Annotated in this window: 15 protein-coding genes; 7 read left to right on the top strand and 8 right to left on the bottom strand. The window is 45.6% G+C overall.

The annotated features are described in order from the left end of the window. Positions 1-125 precede the first annotated feature (125 nt). A complete protein-coding gene (locus B3D59_RS15855) occupies positions 126-1172 on the top strand; it encodes a glycosyltransferase family 9 protein (protein ID WP_286821939.1) in 1047 nt (348 codons plus the stop codon). Then, positions 1169-1975, top strand: a complete 807-nt coding sequence (locus B3D59_RS15850) for a glycosyltransferase family 2 protein (RefSeq protein ID WP_286821935.1) — start codon at positions 1169-1171, stop codon at positions 1973-1975. The genes B3D59_RS15855 and B3D59_RS15850 overlap by 4 nt, the downstream gene beginning before the upstream one ends. Before the next feature lie 20 nt (positions 1976-1995). On the opposite strand, the gene B3D59_RS15845 is transcribed toward B3D59_RS15850, so the two are convergent. Then, positions 1996-2916: a glycosyltransferase family 2 protein gene (locus B3D59_RS15845; RefSeq protein ID WP_286821932.1), complete on the bottom strand. Its 921-nt coding sequence runs from the start codon at positions 2914-2916 to the stop codon at positions 1996-1998. A gap of 461 nt (positions 2917-3377) precedes the next feature. Here B3D59_RS15845 and B3D59_RS15840 point away from each other — a divergent pair, with 461 nt between their 5' ends. Continuing rightward, on the top strand, positions 3378-4295 hold the full coding sequence (locus tag B3D59_RS15840; protein WP_286821926.1) for a glucosamine inositolphosphorylceramide transferase family protein: 918 nt from the start codon (positions 3378-3380) through the stop codon (positions 4293-4295). Positions 4296-4308: 13 nt separating this feature from the next. Here the strand turns inward: B3D59_RS15840 and B3D59_RS15835 are convergent, their stop codons facing one another. Together B3D59_RS15835 and B3D59_RS15830 are read right to left on the bottom strand one after the other, a co-directional pair. Next, a complete protein-coding gene (locus tag B3D59_RS15835) occupies positions 4309-5517 on the bottom strand; it encodes an O-antigen ligase family protein (protein WP_286821924.1) in 1209 nt (402 codons plus the stop codon). Positions 5518-5661: 144 nt separating this feature from the next. Next, entirely contained in the window at positions 5662-6756 is a 1095-nt protein-coding gene (locus tag B3D59_RS15830) for a glycosyltransferase (protein WP_286821920.1), read from the bottom strand. 497 nt (positions 6757-7253) lie between these two features. On the opposite strand from B3D59_RS15830, the gene B3D59_RS15825 reads away from it, so the two are divergent. Beyond that, complete coding sequence (locus B3D59_RS15825; protein ID WP_286821914.1) at positions 7254-8102, top strand: DUF6625 family protein; 849 nt, start codon at positions 7254-7256, stop codon at positions 8100-8102. 11 nt (positions 8103-8113) lie between these two features. Here B3D59_RS15825 and B3D59_RS15820 read toward each other — a convergent pair whose 3' ends face one another. From B3D59_RS15820 to B3D59_RS15800, 5 genes are read right to left on the bottom strand one after another with little or no spacing between them, the layout of a single operon-like run. Next, entirely contained in the window at positions 8114-9232 is a 1119-nt protein-coding gene (locus B3D59_RS15820) for a glycosyltransferase family 4 protein (protein ID WP_286821908.1), read from the bottom strand. 18 nt (positions 9233-9250) lie between these two features. Continuing rightward, on the bottom strand, positions 9251-10396 hold the full coding sequence (locus B3D59_RS15815) for a glycosyltransferase family 4 protein (RefSeq protein ID WP_286821906.1): 1146 nt from the start codon (positions 10394-10396) through the stop codon (positions 9251-9253). Positions 10397-10411: 15 nt separating this feature from the next. Next, positions 10412-11140, bottom strand: a complete 729-nt coding sequence (gene kdsB, locus B3D59_RS15810) for a 3-deoxy-manno-octulosonate cytidylyltransferase (RefSeq protein WP_286821904.1) — start codon at positions 11138-11140, stop codon at positions 10412-10414. 2 nt (positions 11141-11142) lie between these two features. Continuing rightward, positions 11143-12210, bottom strand: coding sequence for an iron-containing alcohol dehydrogenase family protein (locus tag B3D59_RS15805; RefSeq protein ID WP_286821900.1), 1068 nt, complete (start codon positions 12208-12210; stop codon positions 11143-11145). Between the two features lie 13 nt (positions 12211-12223). Then, the gene (locus tag B3D59_RS15800; protein ID WP_286821898.1) at positions 12224-13408 is read right to left on the bottom strand and encodes a DegT/DnrJ/EryC1/StrS family aminotransferase; all 1185 of its coding nucleotides are present in this window, start codon (positions 13406-13408) and stop codon (positions 12224-12226) included. Between the two features lie 210 nt (positions 13409-13618). Here B3D59_RS15800 and B3D59_RS15795 point away from each other — a divergent pair, with 210 nt between their 5' ends. The 3 genes from B3D59_RS15795 to B3D59_RS18350 all read left to right on the top strand — a co-directional run. Next, on the top strand, positions 13619-14782 hold the full coding sequence (locus B3D59_RS15795; protein ID WP_286821895.1) for a radical SAM protein: 1164 nt from the start codon (positions 13619-13621) through the stop codon (positions 14780-14782). Continuing rightward, on the top strand, positions 14775-15065 hold the full coding sequence (locus tag B3D59_RS15790; protein ID WP_286821892.1) for a hypothetical protein: 291 nt from the start codon (positions 14775-14777) through the stop codon (positions 15063-15065). Before B3D59_RS15795 ends, B3D59_RS15790 begins: the two co-directional genes overlap by 8 nt. Next, positions 14998-15411 (top strand): radical SAM protein (locus B3D59_RS18350; protein ID WP_349676903.1); only part of this gene is annotated, 414 nt, incomplete at its 3' end. The genes B3D59_RS15790 and B3D59_RS18350, both read left to right, overlap by 68 nt.

The following is a 15411-nucleotide window of genomic DNA, read 5'->3' as shown; positions in this document are numbered from 1 at the left end:
GCAGTCGGTTCCCTGCAGTCCCTGCCTGAAAAAGCAGTGCCCCACGGATCATAAATGCATGGATAAAATTACCGTGGATATGGTGATGGCGGCCTGCAACTCTTTTCTGGAAAAGGAGGGATTTAATGGCTGATGCCCAAAAGGATCTGTTTGCCGGGGTCAACCGGATTTTAATTGTCAAGCCCAGTGCCCTGGGGGATATTGTCCACTCCATGCCCTTTCTTTACGCATTGAAACAGCGGTTTCCATGGGCCAGGATTGATTGGGTGGTGGCCCATGGACTTCATACCTTCCTGGAGGGGCACCCCATGATCAACCGTCTGTGGGTGATTAACAAAGACCAATGGAAAAAGCCGGCCCGGCTCAGGCTGACACTAAAGGAGATAAACGATTTGAGACGAGGGCTGGCAGAACAGCACTATGATGTGTGCATTGATTTGTCAGGCCTGTTTCGCTCCGGTGTGATTTCTGCGTTTTCCAAGGCCCCTGTCCGTTTGGGATTTAAAGAGTCGGATGAAGGCAGCCCCCTTTTTTATACCCATAAAATTCATGGATCAATGAACATTCACGCCATTGACCGGTATCTTGAAATTGCGCGTTTCATGGGCTGTTGCGTTGACAAGGTTAAATATCCGTTTGCGCCGTATAACCCCGTGTCTGATATTATGAAACAACTGCCGGATCAATATGCCATTATCTGTCCCTCTGCCGGGAAACCGGCCAACCGGTGGCACGCCTCAAAATTCGGGGCGCTTGCATCCATGCTGGACCTGCCTGCCGTGGTCATCGCCTCTGCATCCGAGGCGGATATTGCATTGGCGGTGGAACAATCATCAAAGGGAAACGCCGTGTCCATTGCCGGGAAAACAGGTCTCAAGGATCTTTTGCCGGTCATTGCAAAGTCGCGGTATTTTATCTGTAACGACACCGGACCCATGCATATTGCCGCGGCCCTGGATGTTCCGGTCTTTGCCATATTCGGACCGGCCAACCCGGTTCGGACTGGCCCCTATGGTTTTATACACACAGTAATTCAAAAGGACCTGGAGTGTTCCCCTTGTTACGCCCATACCCCATGCAGACACTACAGGTGCATGGAAGAGCTGACCGTTCCTGAAGTGTTTGAAAAGATACAGTATGCATTAAAAAATAAGAAGGAAACCACCGTATGAGTATAGTTTCAGCCCCGAAGTTGTCTGTTTATATTATAGCGTATAATGAAGCCGATAAAATTGAAGCTGCATTAAAAAGTGTGGCCTGGGCGGACGAAGTGGTGGTTGCCGATTCCTTCAGCACCGATGATACGGCAAAAATTGCGCAGGATCACGGGGCCAGGGTGGTTCAGCTCCCCTTTGAAGGGTTTGGCAAACTCAGGGAAGATGCCATCAATGCGTGCAGCCACGACTGGGTGTTTAGCTTGGATGCTGATGAGCGGTGTACCGAAATTGCAAAAAAAGAAATTATTAAGATCATAAATGATCCCAACAGCCTGGATGCCTATTATGTCCCCCGTCGAAATTATTTTATGGGAAAATGGATCCGGCATGCAGGATTTTATCCGGATTATCGCCAGCCCCAGTTGTTCAGAAAAGGTGCACTCAAGTTCATGCCCGACGCGGTTCATGAACGGTACGAGGTGGTCAGTGACAGGAAATGCGGTTACTTTAAGTCCTTTATCTTTCAGATCCCTTTTAAGGATCTTGAAGAAATGTTTAGAAAAATGAACCGATATTCCACCCTTGGTGCCCAAAAGCTTAATGCGGAAGGTCAAAAGTCAGGGATGTTCAAGGCTCTTGCCCATGGCTTCTGGGCCTTGTTCAGTATGTATATTTTAAAAATGGGCTGTCTGGACGGTTGGCCGGGATTTATTATTTCTCTTAGCAGTTTTGAAAGTACGTTCTATAAGTACGCTAAACTTCACTTAAAACAAAAAGAACTGGACGTTTTTATTCACAATCCGTTGCCAAAGGTTTGATTTCTAATTTTTTTAAGGGCTCACTGGACGGCGGGGCATCCCTTCATATGCCAGATAAGAAGTTCATAGTAGAGCATGGCCTTGTTTTTTTTTCCGGTTGCAAAAAATAGAGTCAGCGTCCATACCGTGAGATTTATGAGCAAATCTGCCGTCAGCCTTACCATGATCAGCGGCATATATACGCAGGAAAGCAAAGGAAAGTGTTTTTTATAATAAATTCGCCGGGACTGGGAAAAAAGCAGCCTTGATTTAATACTGTGGCCGACACTTTGTCCGCCTAAATGATAGATTCTTGCCTTGGGAACGATATATGAAAACCATCCATTTTGATGCATGGTACGCGCTAAATCGGTCTCTTCAAAGAAAAAGAAAAAGGATTCGTCAAAAAAGCCTGCTTTTCTGACAGCTTCCATTTTCATGAGAATGCATGCGCCAATGCATGAGTCCACCTTTACCTCGGTGTTTGTGATGGAATGTTTGTTTTTCCGAAAGGGAGAGATGGTATTAATAAGGCTCTCATTAAACAGGAGGGTAAAAATACCTGGAAAGTAAGCAAACGAGTTTTGTTTTGTTCCATCTTCATTTAACAGCTGACCGGCGCATATGCCGGCATCATCTTTTTCTTCCATAAAATCGCAAATTGCCTTCACAGCCCCCTGGGTCAGGATTGTGTCTGAATTGAGCAGGAGCGCATACGGGCTTTTCGTCTCTCTGAGTACGATGTTGTTTGCTTTGGCAAATCCAAGATTTTCACTGTTTTCAATCACACGGACATCGGGAAAAGCCTTAAGAACTGCCTTGGGACTGCCGTCGTGGGAGTTGTTGTCAACCACCACAACTTCAAAAGAAAGCTCTTTTATGGTTTCAAATACGCTTTTAAGGCAGTTGAGAAGCAGTTCTTTGGTATTGTAGCTTAAAATAATAATCGTAACATCTGTCATGAATTGTGTTCTTCCCCGGATACTTTTATTGTTTTTTGCTAATTTGCAAGTTACGGTTGAACCATGCTTCTTCAGTTTCCGTCAGGGCACAAACCCTTATAGCAATATATCATATGACCATTGTAAAATATATCTATTAACTCAGGAAACAATGCCAAAATTATGAAAATAAATCGTTCTAAATGCAAATAGTTCATTTATAGTCATTCTGTTTGAAGCGCAGATTTTCCACAGTCTGCTTGTCGTTTTATAGGTTGATTTTTTTTGAATCCTGGATTCATCCAACGTTGCTCAATGGGGGCCTGCCAATTGCATTCGATGCAAAGAGATGTTATTGGATGCAAAGAGATGTTATTGGATGCAAAGAGATGTTATTGATTGACGGCTGCAATTTAATAAGCATAGTGAAGTTCATGGTTTTTTTTAATAATATCGAGTTGTTAGGATACATATAGCGCTTTATGATTAAGATCCCCAACTTATTTTTTTATAGGAAAAAATTGGTTCCGCAAACGCCACCCCCTGATTGCCAATGGTCCATCGGCATCTATGAGGGTGTTTCCCCTTTTACCTTACAACCGCCTATCAATATAACCAACCCAATTCTATCCCCCTGTGACGTATCCGATGGACAGTCAATACTTGTCGCAGACCCTTTTGGTGTCCGGTATGAAGATAAGCACTACCTTTTTTTTGAATCTGAGGTGAAAACTAAAACCGGTTATAGAGGAAAGATAGCCTTGGCAAGCAGTGAGGACGGGACAACATGGCATTATGAGAAGGTTGTCCTTAACGAGCCTTTTCATCTTTCTTATCCTTATGTATTTATTTGGGAAAATCAATTTTACCTTATTCCTGAATCCAGACAATTCCGGCAGATTCGACTGTATCGTGCTGTATCATTCCCTTTTCACTGGGAACTGGATACCATCTTACTGAAAGGCAAGCGTTTTGCAGACAATAGTCTTTTTTTCTATAATGATATTTGGTGGTTGTTTACAGATTCGGGGAATTCGACTCTTAGGCTATATTTTTCCCAGCATTTGAAAGGTCCTTACAAACAGCATCAGAAAAGTCCGATACGCAAAAAAGATCCCCATTATGCACGCCCTGCAGGACGGGTGATTTTGTATCAAAATAACCCGATTCGTTTTGCCCAAGATACCTTGCCCATATATGGGAGTAAAGTCTGGGGCTTTAAGATCACTACATTGACGACTAAAGCCTATAGTGAAGAACCCATTACAACCCCTGTCCTTGATGCTTCCGGAGCTGGATGGAACAGCCATGGCATGCATACTGTTGACGCAACCCAATTACCGGATGGCTCCTGGCGGGCTTTTGTTGATGGATATGGATCGAGCAAGGCAAGTGTCTAAGGTTAGGCGAAAACTAACTTTGCGGTGCAAACAGGGTTGCACTCATTAATGCAAAAAACCAGCCTTCAGCACTGTCTTTGAGCGGAGACGAGACCATACAGGCTGTTATGATGGTTAAGACAAAGCCCCGGGCAAGCAGTATCCTTTTTTTCTTTTGTAACAATCGCGCATAGCACCATTGGGTGACGAAAAAAGAGAGAAGAACCAAAATACCCACCACGCCAAACTGAGCACCAGCCATCAAAAAATCGTTATGGGGATTGTCTGATCGATGAAATTGGGTTCCTTTTATCAATTTAGAGTAGGATGTTTGGAAGCTGCCTGTGCCTGTACCGATGAAAGGGCTTTTTCTTATAAGTTTAAGAGAATTTGTGTAGAGTTCAAGGCGGAGACCGGAAGATGAGGTCCAACTTGCCGGTTCTCCGTAATTCCATGCCCTTATTTCATTGACTGCGATACGGGCTCTTGTTAACAAAGGATTGGATGGATAGACCCATAAAGAAAGCCCCATGCAAAGACAGATGATAGAGGCGATTACAATACTTTTCCGGTTGCTCCATGAAAAAAAATAGTACATAAAAAGGACAAGGCTAATCAGATGGCCGGTTCGCCCGTTTACCATGAATAATACATTGATTAAGGCCAGGAAACTGAATCCTGTCCATAGAAGTCGTGCTTTAAGTGTTTTAGCCGACCTGGCCAGCACTGCCGTAACAAATACAGTAAATGCCATGAATGTATTGTGTTTGATGTGATCATGGAAAACATAACAGTCAAACGGGTTGCCCTTTACAGGTATAAAGCCCGGCACCATGCTGACCCGTATCAGATACGAGAGAAGAAGAATTATTCCCATGGCACCAATAAATGATATCAAAACAGCCCGGGTATTTTTTTCTTTCTTTAAATAGATCATGGCCATCGCTATGAATAGGAACTTACCGCCGTTCTGGAGGCCCTCAAGTATTTTTTCCTGCCCGGCACTGGTATAGGAAAGCCCTGCTATATGAATCAGGAAAAATGTACAGCCGGCCATCGCCACAGGGTTGGATTTTATGATAACTGTCAATTCTTTTAACGGGTTCTTGAAGTTGTCCAGAATCCAGAACAAAAGGAAAATTCCTAAGACCATATAGGTCATGGCCGTGGATACAGGGATGGTAGCTGCCAATAAAATCAGTGCGGAACTGCAGACTTTGCTTAAATTTATGTGTGATATCATTTTGCCAGCATTTGTTTAGTTGTGTCCGGGGAGTAAAAAAGTTTTATTGGTCGGCTCATAAAAAAGTATTATCGGTTTTATGCATATTTCTCAGTTGATTGGGTATTTCGGCATAATAGTTCACAGGAAAACAAACCCCATAAATTAGAAGGAAAGCTCAGCAATATATGATTCATACTGCTTCAAAATGGTTTTAGAGTCAAAACGACTCAAATCGGCTTGATTGATCTCAGGCGGATTTTTAGAAAATTTTACAATATTGTAGGATAATTTTTCGACATCCCCAACTGGGGATAATGCGTCAGGAGTACTGATAAGGATCTCTGAAGGCCCTGAAGGACAATTCGTACTAATAGCCGGGGTACCACAAATCAAGGATTCAATTAATACATTTGAAAGACCTTCAAAATCAGAAGATAAGACAAACAATTTTGCACGCCTCATCCAGGCATATGGATTTTTTTTAAACCCGGCAAGATAAACTTTTTCTGTTAAGTCCAACGTTTCAATCATTTCTTTAAGATGCTCTTTCTCATATATGGGGCCATCTCCTATAATCACTAAAGGCAAAGAAATATTGGCAGCCCAATAAGCCTTCAGTAGTATGTCATGCCTTTTTTCTTTTGAAAATCTTCCTACAGTTAAAATGAATTCTTCCTCCTTAAAATCGATAGGGTTCAAACTTAATTCTTTAATGTTTTCAAAATCGAAAGGGTTGTACATCGTTTGTATAAACTTAGGAAAAACTTTGAAATTGTTTAAAAGATCATTTGCAATTCCTTCGGACACAGTTAATATATTTTTTTGGTTATATAACTTCCTGAGTTTTTTAAATCTTCGACCTGATTTTTTCCCATTTAAATACCCCTCAGAGTAATTCGTATGGATCGTATGAAAAACTGGGGACTTAGATTTAAAATTTCCCAGAAGAAAAGAAGAGAACATCTCATGAGCAAAAATAGCTGCAACATGATTTTGTCTTTCGATTTTTCGAATAATTTTTCTTAATTTTTGACAATAGTAAAGGTCGGTGAGCCATCTATAAATGCCTAATCCTTTTTTAAAATTTAAACAAATAATATCTATGGATTTAGGGATTGTAAGTTTGCATTCATTTTTGATTGCAATAATATGAACCCTATATCCTGAAGAATCAAACAGCCTCGCTAACTCAACAACAACCTGCTGCGCACCTCCGGAGCCTAAGCTGTCCGTAACAAATATAACCGTTTTATTCATACTGTTTCCCCAGTGTCATAAAGATAAGATGTTTCTAAATCAAAACCATACAAGCGTATAAAGGGCATGAAGATTGATTTCCGGTACGTATTCTCGATGTTCTTGTATGGTTAAATATACTCAATGCTTAAGTTTTTGACATTGCGTCCTTGGCAACTTACATAATTTGTTTTATATGAAAGTCTCAATAAGTTGTTAAGCTGCTTTCACGTTTTGTTGCGGGTGAAGCCTGAGTGTTGGTAGGCCGGGTCGGCCCCATGGCCGTTTTATATGAAAGATGTGAGTTTTGAGTGGTGAGTAGTGAGATTAAAATAAGCTGTTATCCTCACAACGCACAACTCACATCTTTCATTTTTTGTTATGTTCGTCAGGAGATGGTCGTTATTAGTGGTATAAATGCACTAACTAAACTTAAAAAGCAAATCATCCCTTAGTCTACCAGGTCATTTTTGTATACAAACGATAGCGGTTTGCCTTTTTTCAACAGGAATTTTTTAATGCTTGATCTTCAGTTAAAAAGTGCCTTTTTAGTCCCCTTTTTTGGTGAACTTCCGGCCTATTTCCCGTTCTGGGCCAAATCATGTGAGTTCAACCATCCTAATTTTCACTGGTTTGTCTATAATGACAGGATCACGGAATCAAAAGCCCTTAATGCTGCAGTTACGCTCATTCCATACCAGTTCGAGCAGATGGTTGCCGATTTTAAGCAGCGGTTGGATATCAACATACCGGGACGCTTTCTTCGAAGGGTCTGTGATTATCGGCTTATGTTTTATTTTCTGCGTCATGATAAAGAAAATCTGGATCGTTATGATTTTATCGGCTTTACGGATATGGACCTTGTGTATGGACGGCTTTTGGGGTGCATGCCTGAAGATATGAACTCCTATTCCATGATCAGTGCTGATAACGACCGGCCATGCGGGCCCTTTACGTTGATCAACCGTTCACAACTGCATGCACTTAAAGAATATAAATATATAAAAAAACACATGGAGCCCAAAGAGCACAGGACGTTCAATGAATCAAAGGAACTGCTGCAGGTGGTTTCCGGCACCCTGCCGCCATACTGCAGGGTGGATCTGCTGCAGCCGACAATGACCAGGGGCGTAAGTAATACAAAGGTTTACGCCATCTGGGAGAAAGGGAAGGTGACCATTTATGATATATATTTCAATCGGTTGGAGGCCGGTTTTTTTCATTTTTCCCGATACAAGGACAAAAAACGCTTTGTCATTGACGCTGATGCCTTGCACCATGAGCGCTGGGGCGTTTTTAAATTCGGTATTACCGGATTTACATCCCGCTGGAACAGAACGAAAATGAATCTTTCGTTATTGATATAGCCATTGTCCGCCTAACAGTTAAAATGGTTCTGGTAGATGCGGATAATTTTTTGTCCCATGGTTTCAATGGTATGATGACGTTTCATTTTTTGTTCCGCATTTTGTGCCCGTTCAATGGTTGCCCCTGGATTGTCAATTGTTGTAATGATCATCTCACACAGTTCGCGGGATTGTCCCACTTCAAAAAGCAGACCGGTTTCATCATGGGTAATGATGTCTGCAATCCCGCCGGTCCTGGAGCCGATCACCGGGCATAAGGCATACATTGCTTCGATGAGGACCTGGGGAATACCTTCAAAGACGGATGGCAGAATCTTGCAGTCCAGGGCGCGGTAAAAAGGCCATACATTTTCCTGGAATCCAATAAAATGTAATCTGTTTTCAATATTGAGATCCCGGGCAAGTTCCGACATCCGGCTGAGAAAAGATGAATCTCCGGTCCCCGCAATGACTAAGTGATGAGGAATATGTCCGGCTGCTTGCTGAAATCCTTTTAAAAGGGTGTCCACGCCCTTGTCCTGGGATACCCGGCCGGCAAACCCCATAAAACGCGTATTCGAGTCAAGGTTGAGTTTTGCTGCCATGGCACGTCTCTCCTCATCCTTTGGGTTAAGCGTCGCGGGTTTAACAATACCGGAAGGAATTGAAAAAACCTGTTGATCCGAAAGGTTGAAAACCTCCTGAAGGTGACGCCTGGTATAATCGGCCGTGGTGAATGTATAATGGCTTAATTTCTTGTAAAGCAACCGATTATACCAGGAATTGTTAACAGGCGTACTGATATGGCGTGATAATATTCTGCAAGGGATATGGGCCTTTTTAGCCGCCGGTAATGCTATTTTTGAATCCGTATTTCCATGGGTGTTGACAATGTGCGGCTTTTCTTGATTAAAAATATGAATAAGACGGCTGTAATCGGATATTGCAGACAAGCGTTTGAAAGATATGGGGTATCGTTTAAGTCCACACCCTTTTGCTTTCTGGAGCAAGGGGGTATTTTCAGGTGCAATAATGACGACCTGGTGCCCCTTGTTCGCCATCCATAAAGATTCGTTCAGGACTCTTTTTTCAAGTCCCCCCCAGTCGGTGTGGCAGGTGGTATGAATTATTCTATATGGGGGTGGTTTCATGGGGATTTTTTATTTTATTTAAAGGGTTGTTTGAAATTTTCGATTGATTTTTATCAGGCGTAATCGGTAAATGCGCAAGATATGCCTCCCCATGGTATCCATGGTGTAGTGTTGTTCAACCAGGGTTCGGGCCGCCTGGGTTAGACTCTGGACAGCCTGGGGGGCATCCAGGGTCCAACTGATCATTTTCAGCAAAGATTCCGAGTATCTGGGATCAAAGACCCTGCCGGTTTGATTATCAATCAGAATATCCCTGATACCGGGAGTATCCGGACCAATCACCGGGCAAAAGCCGGCCATGGCCCCTGTCACCTCCAAGGGCACCCCCTGGTAAAAATTCCGGGTGTCGGGCAAATAGATACAGCAGTCCAGGGCCGGGTATAAACGGGCATTATTCTCTTCGGCTTGTGGCAGCATATGCACATGGGGATATATCTTTTCATCCATGGGGGCTTGTTTTTCGGAACTACCGGCGATCACCAGATGATGATAAGGGAAGCGGCGACCCAGCTGATCAACGGTTTTGCACAGCATTGATAGGCTTTGGCGCTCTATTTTACCAAAAACACCAATGAACCGGGCATCTGTTTCCAACCCAAGGATGTGTGCCAACTTCTGTCGGGCTGCAGTTTTTGTTGTCTGGTTCGCGGCTCCATCAGGCAAGGCAATGCCGTCGGGAATGGAGAAAATATGCATGTCTGACAGGGCGAAGGTCTGCTTCAGATTGGCTGTTGTGTCCTTTGAGTTGGTAAAAACATAGTGGCACCGGGTTTTATAAATTTTTTTGTTGGGCCAGGTGCCTTTAACCCGTTCTCCATTGTGACGGGACATGATCCGGCAGAGAACACCCATGGTCTGGGCTGCTTTTAAGGCAAGTTTGGCATCGCCTTTGCCGTGGGCATTGACCACAAAAGGCTGTTCTCCGTCAAATATCTGTTTAAGCCGGCCATACTCACCGATTCTGGCCAATGATTTGAAGGAGATGGGATAGACTGTCAATCCGTTTTGTTTGGCTTTATCAAACAAAGGACTATCCCCCGGAGCAACAATGGCTACCTGGTGGCCGTTTTCTTTCATCCACAATGACTCGCAAAGAATCCTTTTTTCTCTGTTGCCCCACAGGATCCGGCTTGAGGTATGGATGATCTTATAGAATGTCTTCATGGATAATCAGGCGTATTAGCGCAGCATAGCTTCAACACGTTCAATATCTTCGGGCAGATCAATCTCAGGTGAATCATATCGGGTGACAGCCACTTTTATGGGGAATCCGTATTCCAGGACCCGGAGCTGTTCCAGTTTTTCCACCTGTTCACAGGTGCCGCTGTCAAGGGTGACGATCTGGTCCAGGAAAGCTTTGGTATACGCGTAAAATCCCAGATGCTTATAATAGTCCACATCCGTCTGGCCGTCCCGGGGAAAGGGAATCTGGGCCCGGGAAAAATACATGGCAAAGCCCTGGCGGTTGAACACGACCTTTACGTCCTTGGGATCTGTAATCTCCCGGGGGTTTTTGATCTTATACGCCAGGGTGGACATGGCAAGGCCGGGATCTTCGTCAAAGGGACGGATCAAGTCATCAAGGCTTTTCGGGTTAAATACAGGCTGATCCCCCTGGATATTGATGATGATATCTTCCGGTGCCGCACCAAGCATCTTGGCGGTTTCAGCCACCCGGTCCGTACCTGACCGGCAGGTGTCCGAGGTCATTACCGCGTCTCCGCCAAATGCCTTTACGGCATTGACAATGCGTTCATCATCCGTGGCAACAATGGTTCTTGTCACCACGGATGATTTTTGGGATTGCTCAAATACCCGCTGGATCATGGGTTTGCCTGCAATGTTGACCAGGGGCTTGCCGCCAAGCCGACTGGAACCGAAGCGTGCGGGGATCACTGCAATGGCCATGGCTACATCTTCTCAAAAAGGCTGCGCGCCTTGTCACGGGTCATGATGGCTTTCCAATCCTTACCCAGGCAGTTTTCCCACAAAGGATCAAGGTTCAGGGCCACACTGATCATGGTCTCCATCTGATCCCCGGTAAGGTCCTTTGTCACTCCCCTGGGAATATCCACCCCTGTTTTTTCCATAATGGCTCGAAACTCTCTTACCCCGTCGGGATAGTATTCATCCAGGGTGTCAAAGGTGATGCAGCAGCCCACGCCGTGATGGGTGCCAAGCACATAGGAGAGGCCATAGGAGAGGGCATGACAGGCACCCACCTGGGAGTAGGCAATGCTCATGCCGCCGAAAAAGGAGGCCATCATCAGCTTGTCGGCCGAATCCGGGTGGTTATCGATAAACACCTGGCGGCAAAGATCCAGGGATTTTTCCCCGTAAGCTTTGGAAAATTCATTGATATAGGTGCCCTGCAAGGATTCAATGCAGTGGATATAGCAGTCCATGCCGGTATAGAAGTGCTGAGCCTTGGGAACGTCTGCGGTCAGTTGAGGGTCCAGGACCACCTGGTCAAACACCGTATAATCGGAGTTCAGTCCCAGTTTTTTCTCGGGCCCGGTGAGCACGGCCGTCCGGGAGACTTCGGCACCTGTGCCGGACAGAGTGGGCACGGCTGCATGCCATACGGCCGGGTTTTTGATCAGGTCCCATCCCTGGTACTCGGTGGATGAACCTTCGTTGGTGAGCATCAAAGAGACGGATTTGGCAAGATCCATGGCGGAGCCGCCCCCAATGCCGATGACTGCGCAGGGAAGCGTTGGGTTAAATTTTTTTGCTTCCAGAGTGAGCTTATCTACATAACCTGTTTTGGGTTCATCGGCTACATTGACCCACAAGAGAAAATCCTTGTCATGCAAGGGGATGCGTTTTTCAAGTTCCTTGCCTTTAAATACGTCATCCACAACAAAGACAGCCCAGTCTTCACCGGACTTGCGCCGGCCTGCCACTACCTGGTCAAGCTGGGCAAAACAGCCCCGGCCGAAAAGAATATTGGGAACCAGCTTAAAATTTCTGAACATTAATATTTAATCCTTAAGTTAAGGCAGTTAATACCGCCTGTATACGTTTATCCATATCGTCTGGGGTCCAGGAAAGCATGATCTGCATGGACAACGTTCGCTTCATGATCTCTTCACTTTGTTCCAGAACAAGGCCGGCATAATCCGGCAAATCGGCACTCAACTCAAAGGGGAGTCTGGCTGCGCGTTTCATCTCCTTGAGGTGATGCCATCTCTTATAATAATGCCAGTTATTGTTATACCAGTAGGCACAAGGAGCCCCGTTTTTCGCAAGCTTTTTTGCCGCCTGTTCGGCCTGATCTTGTGTGGGCATAAAGAAGTTCAGGAAGGTGGCCGAATCCCCGTCCGGATCGGGAAGTGCCCGGAAGGTCACGCCTTTAATCTCTTTCATGGCATCTTTGATGGCGGCTTTGTTTTTTTTCTGGATCTCAAGGATGCGGTCAAGTTTGCCTAACTGGGCAAGTCCCACAGCGGCATTCAGTTCGGATATCCTGTAGTTGGTGCCGATGATGGGGTGATCATCCGCCCCCCGGTCCGGCCCGCCCAAATGGTCATGGCCATGGTCGGCATACTGGTGGCACCGGGTGTAAATATCTTCGTCATTTGTGATAATGCCGCCGCCCTCACCACAGGTTACGGTTTTCACTGCGTCAAAGGAGAAACAGCCGGCCTTGCCGAATGTGCCCAAATGACTGCCCTTGAAACTTGCGCCTAAAGATTGGCAGGCGTCTTCCAAAAGCACCAGGCCCTTTTTGTCGCAAAAAGCTTTGATCTCATCAATCCTTGCCATGGCCCCGCACATATGCACCGGCACAACAGCCTTGGTCCGGGAGGTTACTGCGGCTTCCAGACGGTCCGGATCCAGGCACAAGGTCTGGTCAATCTCTGCAAAAACAGGTACGGCACCGGCCTGGATTACGGCTTCAAATGTGGCCACAAAGGTAAACGGCGGAACAATGACCTCGTCCCCGGCCCCGATGCCGCAGGCTGCAAGGGCCGTACAAAGGGCTGCTGTCCCGCTGGAACACAGATGGCTGAACCCGGCGCCTGTTATTTGAGCCAGTTTTTTTTCAAATTCCAGGGCTTTAAAATGGCCGTTTCTGGCCCCTTCAAATCCGTACCTGAATAAAACGCCTGTTTCCAGTACATCATTGACATGTTTACGTTCCTCATCTGAAAATAATTCAAAGCCAGGCATGGGCTCTCCTTATGTTGCACAAATTATGTTGCACAAATTTTTCTGCCCCGGTTGGGAAAGAGTTTGATAATTGACTATAAAAATTAGGGATTAATATCAAATCCGGTATATGTTTTCAAGGCAGATCCAATATTGACTTTCATTTTTCTAATGCTTATAACCCTTTTATCGTAAAGGTTCAACATAAGGAACAAAGCACCGGTTTTTACCATGGCAGACGAGAAACAGACACAGACATACCAGGGATATGAACAGGGTTCCATTTATCCGATTAATGACGCATACAGCCTTCTGTTGCGCCTGATCCGGAACTGTCCCTGGAACCGCTGTTCCTTTTGTCCGGTATATAAAAAGCAGAAATTTTCCATACGCTCTGTGGATGATATTATCAAAGATATTGACCTGATTCGCACATACATTGACAGGCTGCTTCAGGAAAATGCCCAGCCCATAGCGTTTGAGCAGGAACGGATTCATTCCATTTATACCGGTTTCGAGATCCGGGACCGGGTTGCTTTCAACAACGCCGTCAAGTGGTATACCGCAGGCATGGACACCATTTTTCTCCAGGACGCCAACCCCCTGGTTATGAAACCCAAGGAGCTGCTTTTTATTCTCAGGCATATCAAGGATTGTTTTCCGGGAATCAAAACCATTGCCACCTATGCCAGAAGCAGCACCATCCTTCAATTACCCGCCAATACCCTGGAACAGATGAATAAACTTGGCCTTAACCGGATTCACGTGGGGGTTGAAAGCGGGTCAAATTTAGTGCTTAACCGTATGCGTAAAGGGGTTGACAGAGCCGGGCACATAGAGGCGGCTAAACGGATCAGGCAGGCGGGCATTGAGTTGTACGCGTATGTGATGCCGGGCTTAGGGGGTGTTGACCTCTCCATTGAGCATGCCCTTGAGACCGCTGAAGCGTTGAATGCAATTAATCCGGATGTGATCAAAATTCGCACCCTTGGTCTTTCTCCTTCCACCGAACTTGCACACTGGCAGCTCCGGGGCATGTTTGAAAAACCGGGTGATGCCATGATTGCCACGGAAGTGCGCCTGATGCTTGAGACCCTGGACAATATCCAGTCCCGCATAAAAAGCGATCACATTCTGAATCTGTTTGAAACGGTTACCGGTAAGATGCCCCATGACAAGGAAAAAATGATCGGGATCATTGACCGGTTTTTTGAACTGCCCCCAAAAGAACGTATCCTTTATCAGATCGGTCGGCGCATGGGTTTTTTCAAAGGGCTTGAAGATATGGACACAAGCCCCCAGATGGATAAGGTTCGGCTTGCCTGTGAAAATTACGGGGTCACACCAAAAAACGTGGATCAGATTCTTGACCGGTTGATGATGCGCTTTGTCTGACTCAATGATCGAGTCTGCACACCTTTATATTCACGTTCCTTTCTGTATAAAAAAATGCAGGTATTGTGATTTTTATTCCGAAACTGATCTATCCCTGATTCCTGATTATGTGACGGCGCTGGTCCGGGAGATTCGGCTGCATTCACAATTAACCGCTTCCCGGTCCAAAAGCGGCGCTGCAACCGTTTATTTCGGGGGCGGCACCCCCTCTCTGCTTGGGCCACGGCAGCTTGAATCCATTCTGCGGGCCCTGGACAACGCTTTTGGACCGGGAAGCGGTTAANNTGCGGGCCCTGGACAACGCTTTTGGCCTCTGGCGTCAGACGGAAATAACTCTTGAAGCCAATCCCGGTACCCTGGACGACATTCATTTGAAATCGTTTCGAGATATGGGGGGGAATCGTGTAAGCCTTGGTGTACAGTCACTTGATCCGGCGCAGCTTTGCCTTTTAGGACGCATTCATTCAGCAGAGGGTGCCGTGTGTGCCGTTAAAAAGGTTCGTGCTGCCGGTATTGAAAATATCAGTATAGATTTGATGTACGGCCTTCCCGGTCAGACCGAAAAACACCTGATCCGGGAGCTTGAGGCGGCCTTGGGCCTTAATCCTGCGCATCTTTCCTGCTACATG

The organism is Desulfobacter sp. UBA2225, assembly GCF_002348205.1.
GTDB classification, from domain to species: domain Bacteria; phylum Desulfobacterota; class Desulfobacteria; order Desulfobacterales; family Desulfobacteraceae; genus Desulfobacter; species Desulfobacter postgatei.
This window is presented reverse-complemented; position numbering and strand designations above follow the sequence as displayed.

Bases quoted from the DNA above. Each gene is read 5' to 3' on its own strand.
- B3D59_RS15855 (WP_286821939.1), top strand. From the start codon at position 126: ATGGCTGATGCCCAAAAGGATCTGTTTGCCGGGGTCAACCGGATTTTA.
- B3D59_RS15850 (WP_286821935.1), top strand. From the start codon at position 1,169: ATGAGTATAGTTTCAGCCCCGAAGTTGTCTGTTTATATTATAGCGTAT.
- B3D59_RS15845 (WP_286821932.1), bottom strand. From the start codon at position 2,916: ATGACAGATGTTACGATTATTATTTTAAGCTACAATACCAAAGAACTG.
- B3D59_RS15840 (WP_286821926.1), top strand. From the start codon at position 3,378: ATGATTAAGATCCCCAACTTATTTTTTTATAGGAAAAAATTGGTTCCG.
- B3D59_RS15835 (WP_286821924.1), bottom strand. From the start codon at position 5,517: ATGATATCACACATAAATTTAAGCAAAGTCTGCAGTTCCGCACTGATT.
- B3D59_RS15830 (WP_286821920.1), bottom strand. From the start codon at position 6,756: ATGAATAAAACGGTTATATTTGTTACGGACAGCTTAGGCTCCGGAGGT.
- B3D59_RS15825 (WP_286821914.1), top strand. From the start codon at position 7,254: ATGCTTGATCTTCAGTTAAAAAGTGCCTTTTTAGTCCCCTTTTTTGGT.
- B3D59_RS15820 (WP_286821908.1), bottom strand. From the start codon at position 9,232: ATGAAACCACCCCCATATAGAATAATTCATACCACCTGCCACACCGAC.
- B3D59_RS15815 (WP_286821906.1), bottom strand. From the start codon at position 10,396: ATGAAGACATTCTATAAGATCATCCATACCTCAAGCCGGATCCTGTGG.
- kdsB (WP_286821904.1), bottom strand. From the start codon at position 11,140: ATGGCCATTGCAGTGATCCCCGCACGCTTCGGTTCCAGTCGGCTTGGC.
- B3D59_RS15805 (WP_286821900.1), bottom strand. From the start codon at position 12,210: ATGTTCAGAAATTTTAAGCTGGTTCCCAATATTCTTTTCGGCCGGGGC.
- B3D59_RS15800 (WP_286821898.1), bottom strand. From the start codon at position 13,408: ATGCCTGGCTTTGAATTATTTTCAGATGAGGAACGTAAACATGTCAAT.
- B3D59_RS15795 (WP_286821895.1), top strand. From the start codon at position 13,619: ATGGCAGACGAGAAACAGACACAGACATACCAGGGATATGAACAGGGT.